Below are 21,285 nucleotides of genomic sequence, written 5' to 3'. Positions count from 1 at the left end.
ATTGTTACTGCAAGCCACCCTGATCCTGCGTAAGCGTCCGACGAACACACCTTCAGAACCCCCAAATTAAGGGCGATGGTGTCCACCTAAAAAAACGTGGACACCATCACCCTTAATGCAAGGAATCTCATGCACCAGCGCACCTCTTATCCCAAAACGTTCAAAGCCCAGGTCGTTCAGGAATGCCTACTTCCCAATGTATCCATCGCGAGCGTTGCCCTGCGCCATGGCATCAACACCAATCTGGTTCGAAAGTGGATTCCCATTTTCCGTGACCAACTACCATCCACGCTCCCGGCGTTCGTGCCGTTAAAGCTGGAGACGGCTTCGGTACCAGCCCAACAGGCAGTAGCCAATATCGAAATCGGCTTCGGTAAACAAACACTCATGGTGAGCTGGCCAACTTCAGATCCTGACGGTTGCGCACGTTTCATCCGTGGTCTGACTCAATGATCCGTATCGACTCCATCTGGCTCGCCACCGAACCTATGGATATGCGCGCTGGCACCGACACAGCATTGGCTCGTGTAGTCGCGGTATTTGGTGTGGCGAAGCCGCACTGTGCTTACCTGTTCGCCAACCGCCGTGCGAATAGGATGAAGGTACTCGTGCATGATGGTGTGGGCATCTGGCTTTCGGCACGACGGCTAAATCAAGGGAAGTTCCACTGGCCTGGTACTCATCGCGGTCTGGAAGTCGAACTCGATGCCGAGCAACTGCAAGCGTTGGTGCTCGGCTTGCCGTGGCAACGGGTCGGCGCTAACGGCGCAATTACATTGATTTAGCCCTGCCTCTCAGCTGTGGCGGATGAGTTGCTTTGGTAAAATCCACGGCATGACTTCCTCGCCCAATCTCGATCAGATGACGCCCGATCAACTGCGTACATTCGCTGCGCAGTTGCTGTCGAAGGTTGACACCATGGGCAGAAAGATCCACCGCGACGAGACGATCATCGAGCAACTCTCTCACGAAATTGCCATCCTCAAACGCCACAAGTTCGCCAAGCGCAGTGAGCAAATCAGTCCAGCTTAAGGCAGCTTGCTGGATGACCTGCTCAACACTGATCTTGAAGCTATCGAAGCAGAGCTAAACGCGCTTCGTCCCGCCCCGGCGCCGGACGAAACCCGTCAAAAGCCAAAGCGTGCGCCGTTGCCGCCCCAGTTCCCACGTACCGTCATTCGTCACGAGCCAGAGAACACTCAGTGCGCTTGCGGTTGCCAGCTTCAGCGCATGGGCGAAGACGTCAGCGAGAAACTGGATTACACGCCTGGCGTGTTCACTGTCGAACAGCACGTGCGCGGAAAGTGGGCCTGCCGCCAGTGCGAAACGTTGATCCAGGCGCCGGTGCCTGCGCAAGTGATCGACAAGGGTATCCCAACTGCCGGTCTGCTAGCCCATGTAATGGTAGCCAAGTTCTCCGACCATCTGCCGTTGTACCGGCAAGAAAATATCTTTGGCCGAGTAGGCTTGGCCATCCTTCGTTCAATACTGGCTCAGTGGGTAGGACAAACAGGGGTGCAACTTCAGCCCTTGGTGGATGCACTGCGCGAAGCAGTGCTCGCCCAGCGAGTTGTACATGCCGATGAAACGCCCGTGCAGATGTTGGCGCCGGGCAAAAAGAAAATGCACCGCGCCTATGTCTGGGCCTATTGCACGACGCCGTTTACAGCACTGAAAGCCGTGGTCTACGACTTCAGCCCTAGCCGTGCTGGCGAGCATGCGCGTAACTTCCTCGGCGCATGGAGCGGCAAACTGGTCTGCGATGACTTCGCAGGTTACAAGGCCAGCTTCGAGCTGGGTATCACCGAAATCGGCTGCATGGCCCACGCCCGCCGCAAGTTCTTCGACCTGCATGTGGCGAACAAAAGCCAACTGGCAGAGCAGGCACTGCACTCGATTGGCGGCCTGTACGAAGTCGAGCGGCAAGCCAAGGAAATGAGCGATGAAGATCGCAAGCGATTACGCCAGGAAAAAGCGGCGCCCATCGCAGGGAAGTTGCACGAATGGATGCTGGCTCAGCGCGAGCTTGTGCCCGAAGGATCTGCTACGGCTAAGGCTTTAGACTACAGCTTGAAACGCTGGGTAGCGCTAACGCGTTACCTGGACGATGGTGCTGTACCCATCGACAACAACCCTGTCGAAAACACGATCAGGACATGGGCGCTTGGTCGCTCCAACTGGTTGTTCGCCGGATCTCTGCGCAGCGGAAAACGGGCTGCGGCAATCATGAGCCTGATCCAGTCGGCGCGCATGAATGGGCATGATCCGTATGCCTATCTCAAAGATGTGCTGACGCGGTTGCCGACACAGCGGGCGATTGAGATCGCTGACTTGTTGCCGAATAAGTGGGTAAATAGTCTGGGCTAATCCTAGAGCTGTTTTTCCATAACGATGGTGCGTTCAGCTCCATGAAACTCATCGCGGATTTTCTGATAACCCAACGCGGCATAGAATTTTTCAGCTGTAATCGACGCTGGCACGCGCACAACCCCAATGCCAGCGAGGGCTGCGCTTCCGTGAATGACATCCATCAAATGCCGACCGATACCGCCTTTTTGGTGAGCTGGGTCAACGAAAACACTCCTGACTACGTCACCGTCGAGTGCAGCAGTACCGATGATATTTTCGCCTAGCAAGGCTACGAAAACCCTGCGTTTAGCGAGTTGTGCGATGACGGTTTCAGGGGCAAAGCTTCGTTCGACCTGAGCGATCACATCAGGCGGGTAGTCCTGTGAATTTGACTCACGCAGGGCGGCTAGAACTACACGGCTAATCGCTGCTGCATCTTTGTTGGTGGCGGTGCGAACGTGACATTCCATGCTGAGACCTCAATCCTGAATGATCACAGCTTAGCCCATCGCAATGTATCTTCCCCGGACGCTTACGATCCTGCGAGCGCTTCTTCCACATGCCCCATCAGGACATGACAAACACGTTCATTTGGATGTGGAGCTATTGACCAGGATGAGATACTGGTCTGTGTAGTGGCGTATTGCCCGAAGGTACTTGCCTACCAGCTAGGAGCAGCCGATGCATCGCAGTGAAGTTACCCCCACGCTGCTGAACGCCATCTTGGGAAACCAGGCTGCTATCACGGCTGCTCTTCAGGACGTTGCGAATTGGATTGAGAACAGCGGCTAACCCGAAGCAGCCAGTTCAGTGAGAGAACGGCTGCAAGTGATTGCTGACTCTCAAGGCCTGATTGGCGCTTGTGTAGGGGCACTAATGCAGCCGCGTATTCCAGACTGAATGATCTTTAAGTCATTCCTTAGTCAGCTGTTCGCTTTAGATCTGGATCTGCGGCGGACGCTGGTGCATCGGATTTTGGCTGTGTACGATTTCGCCTATCTTGGCCACGTTGCCGAGAGGCTTGACGCTTCGCATGTAGCGCTTGTGAAGTCGTCACGATTCCAAATGGCTGACCGTTCAAGTCCAAGCGTGGTGCATTTTCCACCATGCTATTCCAGTACCGGGATCCTTGGCACCAAGTTGAGATGCCTAGCTTGAGCTGTTCGCTGGTCAACCCTAGCAGCTCCAAGTGTTGCTCGGCATCCTTGAGAATGCCTTCTTTGAGCGGAACCTTCGGAGCCGGATTGACGGGAAACGCCAGGGGAAAATGCTTCTGCAATGGCCAGATTGCTTCTACGCCTGGATCTTGGTTGCGAGGCTTCGCCTGTGGGGGAGAATTACGCTTGGAATGTTTCCCGCGTTCGGCCTTTTGGGGTTCTTTCTCAGCCCGCAGGCGGTCACGTAGCTCAGCTAGTTGTTCAAAACCCATCGTTCTATTCACTGCTTCTAGGTTGATTGCGTGGCGTAAGGATATTGCATGTAGGCCTAGGTCGCAGCAGAAACAGGACGCGCTGCTAATTCGTCGGGGTTCCGAGTGGTTGCACAGAACCAGGCGTGACGGGATGGATGGGGGGATGCACCTGACGACCTCCACCTCGCTCAGACGTCCGAGCTCATGACGCTCAATTGCTGGAAACGATTCGCGCCAAAAATGGCCAAATCAGTAAGCCCCTAAGATCGAGCGTCGATGGCTAGGAACGAATGTTGGGTTTACAAACGGAGAGCATGGGCATTCGCGTTGTGTCTGTGGGTAGTAGGCGCAGTGCTTATTGGCTTTGTCCACATGAGCCTTCCAGATCGGGTGGGGAGTCTGGATAAGCTATCTCATGTACTTTCTCGAATTCTGGTAATTGCTCGGGCTTGGCGAAATGCACCGGTGGTTTTACAGCTGGTTTACCCGAGATTCCGAGTAGGACAGTTCGAGGAGCCTACCGGCGCAATGCCAAGCTTTTTGATGCTCCAAAACCTACCACAAAGGGGTTGCACACGGATGTCATTGAGTCTCTCCGCAATCACGTAGGCAGCGCCGCGAAATACCACTTACCTGGAGTCGAGCTCGACATAGCTGGACTCGCCACCACCGCTGGCGCCAGACAACCAGGCCCAAACAAATGACAGCGTCGTGCGACCCGCCGCATCGACCTCGACCTTACCGCGAGAGCGGCCGGAAAAAATCTCTCCATCGGTTGTGATGTAATGGAAGAGCAGATCGAATGTGTCGGGGCCCGTCACATGACCCATCTGGTGCCCTTTGCGGATTCTTCCGCCTCTGTAGGTGCTCGTGATCGCAGTGCCATCGACTTGGTACTCAAAAACAGTGCCGGCCCCGGGCAGGCCATGGGGGTTGCCTGCGACTTGGAATTTACGGTTGTGCAGGCGTTCGGCGACTAGCGAAGATCGGGTTGTCACGAAAGAGCGTCCTTCAATTAAAGTCAGGGTTTCCATCCCATTACCGTAACCCATTTGTTGCGAAGCCAAAGATGCATGTGGCGCCGTAGTTTGTAAGCAAATACGATGGCGTGAGGATGGAAGCCCGCAAGGCCAAGACGCGGGGCGGCTTGGTTCACGACAGCCGTCCTCGAAGAGCCACGCCAAGCAAGCTCGCCAGCGTCCCTCAGCTTGTTTCTTCGCTGAGATGCCCCATGGTCGGTTATGCATCGATCTGCCTGCTTCATACGGTGCTTCATGTGCTGCCTTTGATCCTTTGCGGCCAAAAGCAAAACAAGGGTGGCGTGCGGGAGGTTCATGGCGGGGGTCAGGGGGAAGTTGCCCCAGTTGTCATTGGGAATGGATACGAGCATCGTGTGACGCCGGGGCCCAATATTATGCCTCACCAGCGTCGCTGGCGAGCAGGGCGGCTGTCGGTCGTAATTGATTTGAGCTGCATGCGGCCTAGGGTGTGCCCGCTGAGTAAGCGGGTCAAATTGGAGGTGTTCGCCACTCCTTAGTATCGAGTTATAAATATATTGGTAGTTTCGTGGAACGGTTTTTTTTGGATGTTGGTATTTAAATGGATGGGCTGCGGATTTGAAACTCGTCAATATATTAGTTATTCGGCACTTCGTCGTGATTTCGATATGGGCTTGCATACTTGGCTGCAAGTGTCTATATTTCAAAGACGTTAGTTCGTTTTGTATAAGCCCTCCAAAAAGTTTGGAAGGAGGGGAGGCTGTGTCTTTGAATAACGGAGATGCATGGGATGTCTGAGAAGATTGATTTGCGCCCGACTCCTCGGATTGCCCACTATTTTCGAGATGTCGATCTGACGAGCACGTCGCGTCCGGAACTGATACCTGCCGATTTCCCCATGAACTGTGACAGTGGCGATGATCAGTGGTCTGCCACCTTTTTGCTCAGGATAGCCGTGCGTCTGCATCACCTGTGGGCCACCTATGGCAACCGCAACGGCGAGAGGACGATCATGGGCGCGCAACCGGCGGTGTGCTTCTCTCCCTTCAACCTGGCTGACCTCATCGCTGTTCGCAACGGCATTCCCCCTGAAAACGAAGCCGCCACTTGGTTTGCGCTGACTTTCCCAACGGAGGCGGCGCAGAAGGGCGGCATCCTTCCATGGACTGAAGGTGCCGATGAGCATTCGGGTCTGGCGGACGGCGCAGGACTCAGGTTGCCTGATTTGTTCAGCGACTTTGGGTCAATCAACGCTGGTGACTCCAACTGCGCTGTAACTGATCGCGCTGAATCTTCTAGCGGCAGCTCAGAATGGCGGTGGTATTACTCTGGAGACTATGGCCACTGCGTGGAGGAAATCGGAATCGATGGTGTGGAGGATATCGGGATGGATGAGATGCATAAGCGTCCGATCCCTGGACTTAACCTGCTCCAGAAGGAGTGGTGTGGGATCGGTGTCGTGGTACCCGATATGCAGGTAGGTCGTGCGCTTCAGTACGACATCCTATCTTTGATTGACCGAGGGCTTGTTTCGGATACGCATTTTGATCACATCCTGGTGTGCGACCAGCTGCCTCCCAGCATCGATGGGCTTGACGAGCAGGAACGCGCAGCCGCGTTCTCCCGGGCATGCCTGGATTTCAGATCGTGCATGGCAGTGTCGGCGCTGACTGCCGATGTTTCAGAGCTCGACTTGTCATCCCGCTTGATGATGCTGGAAGCCTCGACTGCTAGAAAACCCGTGGTGGAGCAGGGCGGATGCTGGCTCTGGTTCGAGGACAACACCCACCCTTTCGTCAGAGCCCTGATCAAGGCAGGCCGGGTCAAGCCGAACCAAAAGGGGCGTTACCTTGCATCCCTGGATGAATTGGATCATGGGCGTGACCTCTGTGAACGGCAGGAAATGGTCACAGAGTTTTCGGAGCAGTTGCGGGAGCGGTTTGGCGTCCGAAGCAGTTATTTCAGTGTGCTGAACTCGCAATCTCCGGATGACATTCCCTCCTTCTGTGGCAGATGGTGGGGCGGCGGGTATTTCATTACCGATGTGCTGGGGGACGAGGAAGAGGAGTGAGTGGTCACTGAACAGGTGCTCGTGTCTAGTGGGGCAACGATATTCTTTCCCCTCGATACTTTCGACTTGGAGGCCTTAGCTCCCAGATCCTGACAAGATGACCTGAAGTCAGCACCAACCAACACCGCGTCGTCCATGTACAGCGGTCGCACATCGAGGGGGCTGCGACGACCTACAACAGATCACTTCGCATGAGGTTACATTTGAAAAAAATCGCCTCGCCTAGTGTCCAGCCTTGGACGAAAACCTTTTCCAGATCGCTAACGTGAAAGCTGGCATGGCTCAGATCGACATAGGACAGCATCGCTCGCGGAGGCTTTAAGTTCGTGAATCCCACGCCGCGCAGGTCAACCGCGAACTCTGGATGAGCGGGTCAACATCTGTTGAGGGGCTCGGCTGGGACGTCGCCCCAGCCCTGACTGTCGGCCTGCCAGGTGTAAGACGCCGTGACACTGGCTCTCGGCCTGCCGTGGTAGTCCAGCGATCGCTTAGCTAGTCAAACTGCTCCGTTGACAGAGCGGGTTGGAAATCCATTTTCTCACCAGTATTGACCTTGGTGTGCCTACCCCGGGGTCTATATCAATCGCCAAGTCATCAACGAGCCGCTGGGTAGTGGCTAGGTCAAAACCCGTGGAGTTACCCGACGTTTCGCTATCGCCGCGATGAGTTAACCCAGAAGCCTAGCCATGCTCCGATGTCTACGGAGCATGGCTTGAGCGACGTTATCTATTTCTTGCGCAGAGTGAAGCTGCCTGAATTCCGATGTTGAGCCATGTACTCATAAAAATCAGCGAGCGGCAGCAGGCCCGATTTCATTTGATTGAAAAGTACAGATCTTCGAAACAGATACACTGATCGCAAAGCAGGGTTGGGCACTGCTACATCCAGGTATTTCAGGGCAAGTCTGTTCAGTACACCCGATCGCATGGGGACGCTGGCGTCCGCGCGGGAGTGAAACAAATGGTCATCTTCGGAAAGATTTGCCTGGCGCTTGTATTGAGTGACCATGTCCATGAAGCGGTGAGGAAGGAATGCGAAGCTCTCCTGACTGGTCACTTTATCGGTCGTAAGTTTGACCAATGTGCCTGAGTCCAATTTTGAGATGTCACAGAATCTCACCAATCTGATGGCGTTCATGCGATGTCCAGTCATGAGCAGCATGAACAGGCACAGGTCTCGCAGGTGCCCTTTGGACTTCACGGTCTCCCAGATTCGGCGTATTCCAGCCTCATCAAGCACTGGTGCTTCAGCAGCCAGTCCGCTGCAATCCCAGCAGTCGTCCCGGATCACATCCGCAAGTGCCGGCGCGGATGGGTCGGGTTGGTTACTTGGAGGATGAGCCGGGGAGGCGCCGAAGGCAATCAGCCCCTGCAAAGGGAGCGACATCACCAGGCGATGCAGATTGCTCTCATCCATTTCCTCGGCATTGCCCGCTTGCCAACAAACGAACAGGGCCGTGCTGATGCCATCCCGGGCCTCTGCCTGATCAGTCAACGGCTCGCACGCAAGTGCGTTGTGCGCCGATTGCTGAAGGTCGTTGAAATCGCGATAGCCCAAACCCCGTGACAGGGCATGCCGGGCGTCGGTCAGTGATAGGGGATCAGCACCGGGCCATTCGCGCTGGAGAGCCTCTGTGAGGCGTGTGAAGCCCTGGCCTTCTTGAAGATCAGAAATACAGATAGGTACACGCATAAGTTCCTGCCGCCAAATTGAGGGAATAGGTTGCGTTGTTCATGGTAATTCTCTTGCTGGTGTTCTTTCCGCCATCGCTAATGTCGGGTGGAATTGGGGGGTTGAGGCGAGGTCGTCTTCATGTATATGTAGTCTGAAGTGACTGGAATTGGTTTGTGCCCCACGTACACCTCAATCTGCTTCTTGATCGCTTTGGCGTCAAAGGTCTTTAAGAACGTCGCACGATCGCGGTGATTTCGCATTCCCAGGTTCCTTGTATTCTAGAAGGCTAGTGATTATCGAGCTGCGGGCAGTCAGTACTTTTTTGGAAGTGTCTCTGGGTGGGGGATGCCAAGGTCAAACCCAGGAAACGGGTTCGGGTCGAAAAATGCTAACATTTCATCTAAAGGATTATCATTGTCGCTGGGGTCAATGAATTTATCTGGCATCCAGTCTTCGTGGTGAAGGAACATCTCTGTCGTGAACGGCTTTACTCCAATGTCATGCTTGTCGAGTATTACGGGCGCAAAGGTTCTGAAAAGCCTTCCGACATCCCACGTAGAACTTACTTCGTCTTCTCTGACGAACTCTGCAGTCCATTCGTCGTACCAAACGCCTAACGCGATATCAGCCCAACTCTCTTGGAAACGGCGACAGTCTTTGCCCCGGAGTTTTTTGTTGTAGACAACAGACAAACTTCCCTTTGACGCGTGAAGCAGCTTGACTGGTGCGAGGACGCCAGTTATCAGCGCTTCCTCGGCCATTGCAATCAGCCTTGTGTCCGGAGAGCCCGTCCAAAGGATTGCAAAACTCTGGAGCATGATTTCATTTGCAGGCTTATTGTTGATGAGCAATGGCTGGATGACATTGAAAACTGTATATGCACCCTCGCCTTCTTCGTTGTGAGCGTGCTCGAATTCAATCTGTAGGGCGCGGGAGTAGATCATTTTTACGCCATGGGTGATGTGAGTGTTCGTTAAATGAAGTCGATGGTTTGGGAAGTGTCAAGGTGAGGTGGGTAATCTTTTTTTATACTGCTAGTTAATGGATTATTGATTTGATGGTATGGGTTTCTTATATTGAGTTCTGGCCAATATTTATTTAATTGGAGTTGTGTGTTTTTTTCTAGTTGGCCGGAAAGTGATGTTTAGGCGTTTATTGGTTGGTTCTTGGCGGTAGCGGCAGCTGACAGTGCCGTAAATGCTGGGCTATCCACCGCAGAGAGTTTCGGCGGCCCTCAGTCTGCCGACGGGTATGTAACCAGCGCATTAGGTAAATATTGATGCGTCGTTTTACTCTGTGAGCCCACATGGATAAGTTTTTTTCCAAAGCCACATTTGCTACTCACCTGTCATACCTCCGCATGCAGCAGCTATTGGAAGGGCATATGAAGGTGGTCATATGGAAACGACCCCCGTCCGGCGGTGCATCCTGATTACTTTAGGCGTGATTTGCAGCAGTTCTCGACTGTCGACGGAGTAGGTAGCTGGGCAGGTATGAAGCGATCTGGAAGCGCACACATTCATCGTATGATGGCCGTTTGCAATCTTTTCCGGATATGCGCCAAATACATCATCCGGCCCGGCCTCGCATTTGGAGAAGGGCGCCAGCCTATGGGATGGGGGCTGCGATGGATACGGTATTCTCGCTTGGGTGCCTGCCGACGCCAGTGGCAGCCTGTCCAGCAACCAGCCTGAAACATCGCTTGTCTGTAGTAGGTACCTTCTGGGTTGAAATCGCTAGCACAAACACGACACGGTTCAAGAAAATGATCTGAGACTTAGCATCGATGGGCTGACGCTCAACCGCTATGAAACCCAGCGGGTAGAACATGCTGGAGCTGCATGAGTGAATACGGGCATTGGCATTTGCCCGTGTTCGAATACCTGTATGGGGGGGGGCCGAAACTAAGGCTCAAGGCCTCATATCCAATAACTGGTGATAAATCTTCACATCATGGTCGTTCATCACCCGTGTTTCCTCGTAATACCTAACCGTAGCTGACCGATACTCGATGTTAAGCATTCTTCTGAGCGGCTCGCCTGGTGTGCTATCGAACCCGTCGTAAGCGCTGATGCTGCGGACGAACGACTCATACTGGTCGCACAGATCGGAAAACTCTGGATGCGCCACGTAAGCCACCACCATGATAGGGCTGATGCCCACTGAATTATAATTCGCTAGCTTATTGAGGTGCTTGGTCACCACCCCTTTATCAAAATTGCCTAATCGGAATGCTTCGACCAGCATGATTGGATTTCCATCGCCGTCTCGGATCCATCCATCGGCTGACCCAACACTTAGCCCTGATGCCGATGCTCCAGTGCGATTTTGGTCGCCCATCGTCCATCGTGCATAATTCATTCTCTGGTTCAAAAGCGACACGAGCCAGTCGTTGATCATGTTCTCTTCGTCAAGATGAATGACCGAATCCGAGCCGCCCAACTTTTTGCGCTGAAGGTTGCTCCGCCTCTTGAGCAACTCCAGACCAACCGCGTGAACGGCCTCCAATAAGAACGCACCAAGGCTGCCGAGCGCAGGCTTGAAAACCTGCAATTGATCGTGCGGGCCTAGATTTCGGATTTCGAGCCAAACGTGGTGTTTCTCCTCCAAGCTTGAGCGAACCGCAGTTTCGCTCTGATACACGAAGGTAGGTGGAGCTTCGGGTTTCGATAGCTGTGTCCCAACCCGCAAGCTTTCAACTTGATCAGCGACTCCTGGCGGCAACGTAAGATGGATGAGACGCAATTCGTCAACGTATCTGATGGCTTCCTCCCTTCTGTCCACAGCCAATAGGTGTTCGAATCTCAATTCAATCAGTTCATATGACGAGCGCTGCAGTGGCGTAGCCTGCAACCAAAATGTTTCGAACCCCGCAAAATCGGAGATCCTAAGGGCGAGCCGTAGCACATGATATAGGTCGCTAGTCGAGAGGCGACCACCGCCGGAATCCTGATAGATGTCCTTCCAGCGAGAGTAAGCGTCTATCAGTTCGATCACTGCCGCGTCGGACGCAGGTTCGAGCGCAAGCACCGCTTTGACCAAACCGGTAGCGTTTTGCATGTTCGGCGCGCTTCGAAGCGCCTTGCTGAACATCTGTACGGCGTCAGGAGGACTAGCCTCAATGTTGGCAGTGGCTACCAGCAGCGCCTTGAATTTCGAGACTTCGTTGTCGACACTTTTTTCTTCAAAGTCGACTCGGTATGCCTTAAGAGCTTGCACGCGCTCATCAGGAGAATAGTCTTCCCGATCAAAAATAATCTTAAGCTCAACCTTGGCACCCAGCTCGTCGACTTTGTTTTTGTGAACTGTACGGCTGTGCTTGCGTGCGAAGTCTAGATAGTAATGCGCAACCTCCGGTGCCCCGTTATTAATTGCGAGGTGGATCATGTTAAAGACCTCAGGCATCCAGTGCGGATCTTCATTAGTAACGTTTCGTGCCGAGATTTTGAGTCTTACCTTGTCTTTGCGATGAGACGCGAGCGTTCGCTCCAGCAGTTGAAACAAGCACGTAAACGGTGCTTCTGGCCGTTCCAGGATTTTTAGGAGGCGGTCAAATTGAATCTCGCTGAAGGAGTTAGCGACATTACAGATCGTTGGCCAGAGCCGAATAGGGCTGTACTCCGACTCGTCGACGTAGCTGTCAAAAGCTCCTGCCAGAAAGGCCTGGCTGAAACCAAACCGATCAGTCAGCTCCAACAGATGGTCGACGAATACTGCCTTCTGAACCTGTACAGATTCTCGGTCATGAAGCACCAGCAATAGCCGCAAGTGTGTACGTACCGCTGAAACTTGACTCGCTCGATTCTTTGAGTTCGAGTCAATAGTTCTGAGTCCGATTTCATCCAGCGCGTGAACCAATTTCGTCTTGGCTAATAGCGGGGCGTTTGCATGTATCAGGCTCCATTCGAATTCGTCGAAGACGATGGAGTCATCACCATGGTGAGTATCATTGTGTACGCGATCCGCAAGCATCTGCAGATAGCTGCTGATTAGCGTATTTGAGATGGCCAACAACTGGGGGGATTGATCATCTCCTTTATGCGTCGAAACGATGTCGTCCATGCACCAGAACAAGACAAGCCATTCTCCCAAAGGCATGCGCCCCAGGTCACTTTTGAAACGGGTTAGCCTGGCTTCGATCACCTCCACAAAGCCAGCGATATTCTCTGAGAACCATCCCTCTCTCGAATAGCCTTGTAGATCAACGCAGATGGACGCTATGGCCTTCCTGAGGCTGGGAAGGCGCGTGTCGTTGATTGACTTACCCCTGGAGTTATATCCGAGCTCATGCCCCACAAACCATTCCACCATCTCACATAAGTTGTGGATGACCTGACGTAGACCTCGCCCATCCATGCGCGGTGGAAACGCATTCGAAAAGATTTCCAGCGCCTGCATCCAGATGAGGTCATTCCACAGCTTTTCGTAATCGGTTTTTTGGGAAATCGGCGGCCTATATGCCTGTAATTGACGATAGAGGTCGATGAGTCCTATATGGCTCGTCACATGGTTAGAGAGCAAAAAACAAATCAATGGCGGATAGGAAGTGCTTTGCCGGAGGATGCCGATCAAGCGCGGAGCGCTGCTAGACAGCTCAATCAGCCTTTTCGTTAGTGGAAAGCTGTGGTCGCGAAAATAGACACTCCTTTCGCGTCGAATGATCAGCCACACCACATGTTCACAAATATCTCTCCGCCAGTCGTAACCGTAATTGGAGGTATTTCTCCACCATTCACTGGCCTGGAGGAACGTGTCATGAGGGCGGCTCATCAGCGAGCTGACCACATCGTCTAGCTGGCTCAGATCGAGTTGATCGGCGTAGATACGGGGAGCGTCGGGCGTACCTACTTTGGCAGTTGATGCCGGGTGTAGGGTGATAATGGAATTCAATCCGTGTGCCGCCAACGCGACATCTTTTGCGCACGTACTCCAGTCCTCGCGCAGGCGTTGATTCGACTCTAGGAAGTTGAAGGCGGCCTCAAGAAATGATCCTTCTTCCTCATTCGCAGTCAGGTCGATGTCGAAAATGTAACTGCGATCCGAGGCGAGCGTCATCCTCACAACGTACTCGGCGAAGGCCGCCTGCTCTGTCTGCTTCGTTAAGCGCAGTCGCTCCCACAGGCAGGTACCTACTCCGAAAATGTCTTCAGCTTCGATGGATACTCGGAAGTGAATGCCCCTGCGCTCAAGATACGGTGCCAGCGCGCTCCGGGCTTGCTCGTCGACATCGTCCAGTGTCAATGTCAACTGAGGCCGAAGTAGTCCGTTTGCTTGGGTGCGGATGTCATATAAGAACTGTAGGGCACCCAGCTGGTGGCGCAGCTTGCTAGGCATATCCGCATTAAGTTCTACAGGCCGGAGCATCGAGAGCGTACCGCTGGGAAAACTGACAGCCCGAGATGCTTCTAGCTCGCCAAGGTTGACCGGGTAGGCGAGGCAGCATGGCCCACTTTCGCCGACTGGCCAGGACTTCTGATCTTCCAGTAATTGTCTGACTACCTCTCTTGTAAGCAGGGGAGGATAGATCTCTGCTTTTAAGATTAGGTCGGCTAGGGGCGAGTGAGCATCGAGGATCGAATCAGGCTTGTGTGGATGAGCATGCTCGTATGTCCCTAGTTTCTTTTCCAGATCCTTGACCAGCTCGTGCGAACTCATGCGAAATCCTGAAGACTTGATTGGGGGAGGCTGTGTCGTCGTTCGTATGTCGGCGCCAGGTGCGGCTGAACATCATACCGATGCGAGCGTTGAACCGTATGGCTGCGCTATGTACGGCTGACCCCAGCGGGTCAGCAGTCCCGATTTTAGGTTTCAGAATCGCGCGATCCGACAGGAGTGAGGCAACCCTAAATTCGACAGTGATGTGAGGGAAGAGCTGCGGGACGTGCGTGGCTACAGAAGACCATTCGTCAGCTTGGAATGCGTGGCTTCACCTCAAGGGAGTGCTCCGCTGCCGCACTTAATCCATCCAGACAGCGCGAAAAAGACGCTATACAATCACGGACTTAGCCCGTTTGGTTTACATTTTTGCGGGAGGTAGGATCCCGGATTTGACTTCGGGTGGCTCCAAAAAGACGATTTGGTTTACCTTTTGGGGTGCTTACTGGCCCTTCGAGGCCTTGGTTGACAACGATGCCTCCCTTGGGCCTATTTCACTACTTTCAGGATTATTTAACTCATTGAAAATCATCGGTTCAATGAAATTTTTAGCGGTTTTACTCGGTGCTGACGGTTGGTTTACGTCGTTGCCAAGGAAAATATTAGGCACCGGTAAAAGCACCAACCGCGAGTATCTTGCCGAACGCCTGCGCAGCCAGGGCGTTGACGTGGTGCTCACCCGCGAGCCTGGCGGCACGCCGCTGGCCGAACGTATCCGCGAGCTGCTTCTTGCGCCGAGCGATGAAACCATGCACGCCGACACCGAGCTGTTGCTGGTGTTCGCTGCCCGTGCCCAGCACTTGGCAGGCGTGATCCGCCCGGCACTGGCGCGCGGCGCGGTGGTGCTGTGTGACCGCTTTACAGATGCTACTTACGCCTATCAGGGTGGGGGGCGCGGTCTTTCCGTGCAGCGCATTTCGGCGCTGGAAGATTTCGTGCAGGGTGGCCTGCGTCCCGATCTGACCCTGGTGTTCGACCTGCCGGTCGAGATCGGCCTTTCGCGAGCGGCTGCCCGTGGTCGGCTGGATCGGTTCGAGCAGGAAGGTCGGGCCTTCTTCGAAGCCGTACGCAATACCTATCTGAACCGCGCCGCGGCAGCGCCCGAGCGTTATCGTCTGGTGGATGCCGCGCAGCCGCTGGCGCAGGTGCAGGTGTCGCTCGACGCGCTGGTGCCGGATCTGCTCGACCTGCTGGCGGTCCGTCGCAATGGCTGAGGCCTATCCGTGGCAACAAAGCCTGTGGCAGCAACTGGCTGGCCGACCCCGGCATGCCCATGCCTATCTGCTGCATGGCCCGGCGGGCATTGGCAAACGTGCCCTCGCCGAACGGCTCATGTACCTGCTGCTCTGCCAGCAGCCGCAGGGGCTTGAGGCGTGCGGTCACTGCAAATCCTGCTCGCTGCTGGCAGCAGGCAGTCATCCAGATAATTACGTGCTGGAGCCGGAAGAAGCGGACAAGGCGATCAAGGTCGATCAGGTTCGCGATCTGGTCAGTTTCGTGGTGCAGACCTCGCAAATGGGCGGGCGCAAGGTGGTGCTCATCGAGCCCGTCGAATCGATGAACATCAACGCCGCCAACGCATTGCTGAAGAGTCTGGAAGAGCCCTCGGGTGATACCGTTCTGTTGCTCGTCAGTCATCAGCCGAGCCGATTGCTGCCGACCATCAAAAGCCGTTGTGTGCAGCAGGCGTGTCCACTGCCGGGTGAGGCAATGAGTGTCGCCTGGCTGGCCGAGGCTTTGCCGGAGTGTACCGATGAGGAGCGACGCGAGCTGCTGACGCTGGCCGCCGGTTCACCATTGGCGGCTGTCAGCCTGCAGGCCCAAGGTGTACGCGAGCAGCGGGCGCTGGTGGTCGATGGTGTGAAAAAGCTGCTCAAGGGGCAACAGTCGCCGACGCAGTTGGCCGAAGGCTGGAAGGATGTACCCTTGCTGCTGTTGTTCGACTGGTTCTGCGACTGGTCGAACCTGATCCTGCGCTACCAATTGACGCAGGATGAAGACGGGCTCGGGCTGTCCGACATGCGGAAAGTGCTGCAGTACCTGGCGCAGAAATCGCCACAGGGCGGCGTGCTGGCGATCCAGGACTGGATACTCCTGCAGCGCCAGAAAGTGCTGTCCAAGGCGAACCTGAACCGGGTTTTATTGCTCGAAGCGTTATTGGTGCAGTGGGCAGGTCTTACCGGACAGGGTTAGACTGGCCATCTGCCTGATATCAGTACTACCCGAGGAATCGAGATGAGCGTGCCACTGAGTCCAGGTCCACGTAACGGTATTCTGTCCCTGACCATCAAGGACAAGTCTGTCCTGTATGCCGCCTATATGCCGTTCATCAAGAATGGCGGCCTCTTCATCCCCACCAGCAAGAGTTACAAGCTCGGTGACGAGGTGTTCATGCTGCTCAATCTGATGGATGAGCCGGAGAAGATTCCGGTCGCGGGCAAAGTCACCTGGATCACGCCCAAGGGCGCGCAGGGTAACCGGGCTGCCGGCGTTGGTGTGCAGTTCAACGACGGCGACAACACGGCCCGCAACATGATTGAAAACTACCTGGCCGGAGCCCTCAAATCCGACCGTCCGACCCACACGATGTAAGTTGCCCCTGTCGCCATGCTTGTAGATTCCCATTGCCACCTCGATCGACTCGATCTCAGCGCCCACGACGGCTCCCTCGATAACGCCCTCGCGGCCGCGCGGGCGCGGGGCGTAGGTCATTTTCTGTGTATCGGCGTCAGCGCCGACAATGCGGGCGCTGTGAAAGCGCTGGCCGATCGCTACGACGATGTCGACTGCTCGGTCGGCATTCACCCGCTGGACCTGAAGCCGGGCGAAGCGCCGGCACTTGAGTGGTTGCTTGGCGAACTCAATCATCCCCGCGTGGTGGCCATCGGCGAAACCGGTCTGGATTACCACTACGAACCTGAGGCCGCAGAGTTGCAGCAGGCGTCGTTTCGTCTGCATCTGCAGGCGGCGAACGTCACCGGCAAGCCCGTGATCGTGCACACCCGCGGCGCCCGCGCCGATACCCTGGAGCTTTTGCGCGAGGCCGCTCTGCCGCAAGGTGGCGTGCTGCATTGCTTCACTGAAGACTGGGACATGGCCAAGGCGGCCCTGGACCTGGGCTTCTACATTTCGCTCTCGGGCATCGTGACCTTCCGCAATGCCGATGCCTTGCGTGACGTCGCCAGCAAAGTGCCCGCCGACCGCTTGTTGGTGGAGACCGATTCGCCCTATCTGGCGCCCATTCCCTATCGTGGTAAACCCAACCTGCCTGAGTACGTGCGCGAGGTGGCAGAGTTTCTGGCGATGCTGCGAGGTGAAAGTTACGAGCGCTTCGCCGAACAGACCAGCGCCAACTTCAAGCGCCTGTTCCCGCTGGCAAGAGTGAAAGCAGCGGCCTGACGGTAAATCGCAGGCAAAAAAAACCCGGGTTCTGGGGGGTGAATCCGGGTTAAGACCATTAGGAGTAAAACAAAGACACGCTATCCATTGGTGTCTTTACCGATGCTGGCACTTGGGGGAGATGCCGCATCGACGAATCTAAGTATTGGTCAGAATTCGCCGTCGTCCAGCGCCCGCTGTACGTTTTTTAAACAGTTTTGGAATACCTGACCTGCTGTTGATAGCTCAATGCATGGCGGTCGAGATTTCTTCCCGCAATTGCATCCAACTCGGCGCAATCGTGCAGGGATCATTCACGAACGTGGAAGGGTCGGAGCCGGTTCCCGGGAACGGTTGATTTACGCCTCATGAACTCTGACATCGGTCTACGGCAAAAGCGACAAAAGCCGGGACTCGATTGATGCATAAGTGTTCGGACTCCCTGATCACGAGGTGCGCCAAGTTGTCAGGAAGCGTCGATATGGTCGGATGATCCGTGCAATTTGCTGCAAGTTAGGCATAATGTGCGGCTTCGATTTTGAACCCGCAGCCTCTTCCTATGCAGAAAGAACCTCGTAAGGTCCGTGAATTTCGGCGCCGTGAGCAGGAAATTCTCGATACCGCATTAAAGCTGTTTCTTGAACAGGGTGAAGACAGCGTCACCGTCGAGATGATTGCGGATGCCGTCGGTATCGGCAAAGGCACTATCTACAAACATTTCAAATCGAAGGCGGAGATTTATCTGCGCCTGATGCTCGACTACGAGCGCGATCTGAACGAGCTGCTGCATTCTGCTGACGTCGATAAGGACAAAGAAGCGCTGTCCCGCGCTTATTTCGAGTTCCGCATGCGAGATCCGCAGCGCTACCGTCTGTTCGACCGTCTGGAAGAGAAGGTGGTCAAGGGCAACCAAGTGCCCGAGATGGTCGAGCAGTTGCACAAGATCCGCGCGTCGAATTTCGAGCACCTGACCTTGCTGATCAAGGGCCGCATCTCTGAAGGCAAGCTCGAAGACGTTCCGCCGTATTTCCATTACTGCGCCGCCTGGGCGCTGGTGCATGGCGCCGTTGCGCTGTATCACTCGCCGTTCTGGAGCAATGTTCTGGAAGATCAGGAAGGGTTCTTCCAGTTCCTGATGGACATCGGCGTGCGCATGGGTAACAAGCGCAAGCGCGACGTCGAGCCCGGCCACGACATCAAGCCGGAAATCTCCAGCAACTGATCGCCGGTGAATTCGCCGCTGAGCATCGGTGGCGAGTCTACGGATTCGATGAAACGCCATCAGGGCTTTGGGCTCGCGGGTGGCCGCTTCACGTCAAATCTGCAACCAACGGCTGCTCACTTCCCGAGCTGGCGCAAAAGCTGCATTACACAGCCATTCGCCGGTTTTCCGTCGCCGGACTTTGGAGGAAATAATGCGTAGCCTGGTTCTTTTGCTGGCGTTTCTGGCGTTGAGTGGCTGCATGCACGTCAGCGATCTGGCACAGGGCGCTCACGATGAGCTCAGTGATGCAGGTCTGCTGGATCACAGCTCGACTCGTCGTCTGAACAACTTCCGTCTGCAACCTGATTCCTACATCTATATCGCGCAAGGCGCTTTTGCACCGCCAGGCGGGGCGTATCCTCGTCCCAATGTGGTGGCCGAAGAGGCCTTCAACGGTTTCGTCGAATATTTTCCCATGGTTCGTCGCGCCCGGGCACCGGAAGGGCTGGATGACGCGATGAATGAAGCCAGGGCCGCCGGCGCGCATTATCTGCTCTACACCCGTTTCGCCAAGGCTGACGATCGCATCGGCACCTTTGATGAGTGGTCGGATCAGGAAGTCGTGGACCGTCTGGGCGTTGACAGTGGTGTGATTCAACTGATGCTGATCGAAACCAACACCCGCTACTTGATCGATTCGGCGCGCATTCACAACCGTGGTGGTCTGCTGACCTTGCGTGACACCAAGCCTGAAGATTTGCTAGGACCACCGATGCAGGCTTACGCTCGCAGTCTCTTGGGCGTCGAAGCCCGCTGAGGAGAGACGTATGAGTGGTCCGGGCAAAGCCAACGATCTATTGGCGCAAATCCCCAAGACCGGCAAGGGTCTGCCGCCCGTTCACCTGTGGAATCCTGATTTCTGCGGCGATATCGACATGCGTATCGCCCGTGACGGCACCTGGTTCTATCTGGGAACGCCCATCGGTCGGAAGCCGATGGTGCGACTGTTCTCGACCATTATCCGCCGCGACGGTGATGACTACTTCCTGATCACGCCGGTCGAAAAGGTGGGCATCACCGTCGACGACGCGCCGTTCGTGGCAGTCTTGCTGGACGTGCAGGGCGAGGGCGAGTCTCAGGTCTTGAGCTTCACCACCAACGTCGAGGACATGATCGAACTCGGTCCTGAGCATCCGATGCGTGTCATCGTGGATCCCCACACGCAAGAGCCCGCCCCTTATGTGCATGTGCGCGCCAACCTCGAGGCGTTGATTCATCGCAACGTCTTTTATCAATTGGTCGATCTGGCCGTCGTGCGCCAGATCGAGGGGCAGCGCTGGCTGGGCGTCTGGAGTGCTGGCGAGTTCTTTCGCATCGGTCTTGAGCCCTGAACTGCGCGCTGCCGCGATGCCGACCCGTTTCATGGCTCAATTGCCTGGCGTGCGCCACGCGGTTAAAGTGCCGCCCCCCCGATTTTTCTGAGGTTTTTCCATGAGCCAGTCCTTTGATATCGCCGTGATCGGCGCAACCGGTACTGTCGGCGAAACCATCGTCCAGATCCTCGAAGAACGTGACTTTCCGATTGGCGAATTGTATCTGCTGGCCAGTGCAGAGTCGGCCGGTAGCTCGGTGCCGTATCGCGGCAAGAATGTTCGCGTGCGCGAGGTCGACGCGTTTGAGTTCGGTAAAGTCAACATCGCATTCTTTGCCGCAGGCCCGGCAGTCACGCGCAGCTATGCCGCGCGCGCTGCGGCCGCCGGTTGCGCGGTCATCGACCTGTCGGGCGGCTTGCCCGTGGATCAGGCCCCCAATGTGGTGCCTGAAGTCAACGGCGCCTTGCTCGCCACCTTGGCAAGACCCCTTCAGGTTGCCTGCCCCAGTCCGAGCGCCGCAGCGTTGGCATTGGTGCTTTCGCCGCTGCGCGACCTGCTGAAGATCGAGCGAGTCAGCGTCACCGCTTGCCTGGCAGTGTCCAGTCAGGGGCGCGAAGGTGTCACCGAGCTGGCGCGGCAGACCGCCGAACTGCTGAACGTGCGCCCCCTCGAACCGCGGATTTTCGACCGGCAGATGGCGTTCAACCTGCTGGCCCAGGTAGGCGTGCCGGATGCCGACGGCCATGTGCCGCTGGAAAAACGTTTGGTCAGCGAGTTGCGCGAGCTGCTCTCGCTGCCTTTAATCAAGGTCGGCGTGAGCTGCATCCAGGTCCCGGTCTTTTTTGGCGACAGCCTGAGCGTTTCGGTGCAGACCGCTGAAGCGTTTGATCTGGCGGCAGTCAATGCAGCGCTGGAGTCCGCTGACGGCATCGAGCTGGTAGAAGCGGGCGATTACCCGACGCCGGTTGGCGATGCTGTAGGACAGGACGCTGTCTATGTAGGACGTTTGCGTCACGGCATCGACGACGTCTGTGAACTTAATTTCTGGGCGACGTCAGATAATGTTCGTAAAGGCGCTGCTCTGAACGCTGTGCAGGTCGCTGAATTGTTGATAAAAGATGTTGCGTAAAAGATACTTGCCAACAATTCAAAGAATCATTCTAGCTGCGGCG

The 21,285-nt window shown here is 55.4% G+C and carries 17 protein-coding genes and 1 pseudogene; 12 read left to right on the top strand and 6 right to left on the bottom strand.

All coding sequences use genetic code 11. The annotated features are described in order from the left end of the window. Positions 1-129 precede the first annotated feature (129 nt). The 3 genes and pseudogenes from BMZ10_RS26215 (at position 130) to BMZ10_RS26205 (ending at position 2,367) form a co-directional block, all read left to right on the top strand. Positions 130-453, top strand: coding sequence for an IS66-like element accessory protein TnpA (locus BMZ10_RS26215; protein ID WP_093469400.1), 324 nt, complete (start codon positions 130-132; stop codon positions 451-453). After that, positions 450-785, top strand: a complete 336-nt coding sequence (tnpB, locus tag BMZ10_RS28070) for an IS66 family insertion sequence element accessory protein TnpB (RefSeq protein ID WP_143070340.1) — start codon at positions 450-452, stop codon at positions 783-785. The genes BMZ10_RS26215 and tnpB overlap by 4 nt, the downstream gene beginning before the upstream one ends. 49 nt (positions 786-834) lie before the next feature. Then, positions 835-2,367, top strand: a pseudogene (locus BMZ10_RS26205) (IS66 family transposase). Between the two features lie 2 nt (positions 2,368-2,369). On the opposite strand, the gene BMZ10_RS26200 reads toward BMZ10_RS26205, so the two are convergent. From BMZ10_RS26200 to BMZ10_RS26190, 3 genes are all read right to left on the bottom strand, one after another. Next, positions 2,370-2,819, bottom strand: coding sequence for a GNAT family N-acetyltransferase (locus BMZ10_RS26200; protein ID WP_093469397.1), 450 nt, complete (start codon positions 2,817-2,819; stop codon positions 2,370-2,372). Positions 2,820-3,268: 449 nt separating this feature from the next. Continuing rightward, entirely contained in the window at positions 3,269-3,778 is a 510-nt protein-coding gene (locus tag BMZ10_RS26195) for a ProQ/FinO family protein (RefSeq protein WP_093469394.1), read from the bottom strand. Between the two features lie 611 nt (positions 3,779-4,389). Then, on the bottom strand, positions 4,390-4,794 hold the full coding sequence (locus BMZ10_RS26190; protein ID WP_371266290.1) for an avidin-fold protein: 405 nt from the start codon (positions 4,792-4,794) through the stop codon (positions 4,390-4,392). A gap of 754 nt (positions 4,795-5,548) precedes the next feature. On the opposite strand from BMZ10_RS26190, the gene BMZ10_RS26180 reads away from it, so the two are divergent. Beyond that, positions 5,549-6,829, top strand: a complete 1,281-nt coding sequence (locus tag BMZ10_RS26180) for a DUF4427 domain-containing protein (RefSeq protein WP_256214597.1) — start codon at positions 5,549-5,551, stop codon at positions 6,827-6,829. Between the two features lie 726 nt (positions 6,830-7,555). Here BMZ10_RS26180 and BMZ10_RS26175 read toward each other — a convergent pair. From BMZ10_RS26175 to BMZ10_RS26160, 3 genes are all read right to left on the bottom strand, one after another. Further along, the gene (locus BMZ10_RS26175; RefSeq protein ID WP_093469388.1) at positions 7,556-8,521 is read right to left on the bottom strand and encodes a hypothetical protein; all 966 of its coding nucleotides are present in this window, start codon (positions 8,519-8,521) and stop codon (positions 7,556-7,558) included. 293 nt (positions 8,522-8,814) lie between these two features. Continuing rightward, the gene (locus BMZ10_RS26170; protein WP_093469385.1) at positions 8,815-9,447 is read right to left on the bottom strand and encodes a hypothetical protein; all 633 of its coding nucleotides are present in this window, start codon (positions 9,445-9,447) and stop codon (positions 8,815-8,817) included. A gap of 967 nt (positions 9,448-10,414) precedes the next feature. After that, positions 10,415-14,158 (bottom strand): tetratricopeptide repeat protein, encoded by a 3,744-nt coding sequence (locus BMZ10_RS26160; RefSeq protein ID WP_093469379.1) that lies wholly within the window; start codon positions 14,156-14,158, stop codon positions 10,415-10,417. A gap of 587 nt (positions 14,159-14,745) precedes the next feature. Between BMZ10_RS26160 and tmk the strand changes: the two genes are divergently transcribed. The 8 genes from tmk (at position 14,746) to BMZ10_RS26120 (ending at position 21,242) form a co-directional block, all read left to right on the top strand. Beyond that, entirely contained in the window at positions 14,746-15,372 is a 627-nt protein-coding gene (gene tmk, locus BMZ10_RS26155; RefSeq protein WP_256214605.1) for a dTMP kinase, read from the top strand. Beyond that, complete coding sequence (locus BMZ10_RS26150; protein WP_093469376.1) at positions 15,365-16,351, top strand: DNA polymerase III subunit delta'; 987 nt, start codon at positions 15,365-15,367, stop codon at positions 16,349-16,351. Before tmk ends, BMZ10_RS26150 begins: the two co-directional genes overlap by 8 nt. Before the next feature lie 42 nt (positions 16,352-16,393). Then, positions 16,394-16,750, top strand: a complete 357-nt coding sequence (locus BMZ10_RS26145) for a PilZ domain-containing protein (protein WP_037011754.1) — start codon at positions 16,394-16,396, stop codon at positions 16,748-16,750. Positions 16,751-16,765: 15 nt separating this feature from the next. Then, complete coding sequence (locus BMZ10_RS26140) at positions 16,766-17,557, top strand: TatD family hydrolase (RefSeq protein WP_093469373.1); 792 nt, start codon at positions 16,766-16,768, stop codon at positions 17,555-17,557. A 538-nt stretch (positions 17,558-18,095) separates the two neighbouring features. Further along, positions 18,096-18,758, top strand: a complete 663-nt coding sequence (locus BMZ10_RS26135; protein ID WP_093469370.1) for a TetR/AcrR family transcriptional regulator — start codon at positions 18,096-18,098, stop codon at positions 18,756-18,758. A 193-nt stretch (positions 18,759-18,951) separates the two neighbouring features. Next, complete coding sequence (locus BMZ10_RS26130; RefSeq protein WP_093469367.1) at positions 18,952-19,557, top strand: DUF4823 domain-containing protein; 606 nt, start codon at positions 18,952-18,954, stop codon at positions 19,555-19,557. 10 nt (positions 19,558-19,567) lie between these two features. After that, positions 19,568-20,131 (top strand): DUF1285 domain-containing protein, encoded by a 564-nt coding sequence (locus BMZ10_RS26125; RefSeq protein ID WP_093469364.1) that lies wholly within the window; start codon positions 19,568-19,570, stop codon positions 20,129-20,131. Between the two features lie 100 nt (positions 20,132-20,231). Further along, the gene (locus BMZ10_RS26120) at positions 20,232-21,242 is read left to right on the top strand and encodes an aspartate-semialdehyde dehydrogenase (RefSeq protein WP_093469361.1); all 1,011 of its coding nucleotides are present in this window, start codon (positions 20,232-20,234) and stop codon (positions 21,240-21,242) included. Positions 21,243-21,285: the final 43 nt, after the last annotated feature.

The organism is Pseudomonas sp. NFR16 (assembly GCF_900108875.1).
GTDB lineage: Bacteria > Pseudomonadota > Gammaproteobacteria > Pseudomonadales > Pseudomonadaceae > Aquipseudomonas.
The sequence above is the reverse complement of the archived record's forward strand: the minus strand, read 5'-3'. Positions and strand labels throughout refer to the sequence as shown.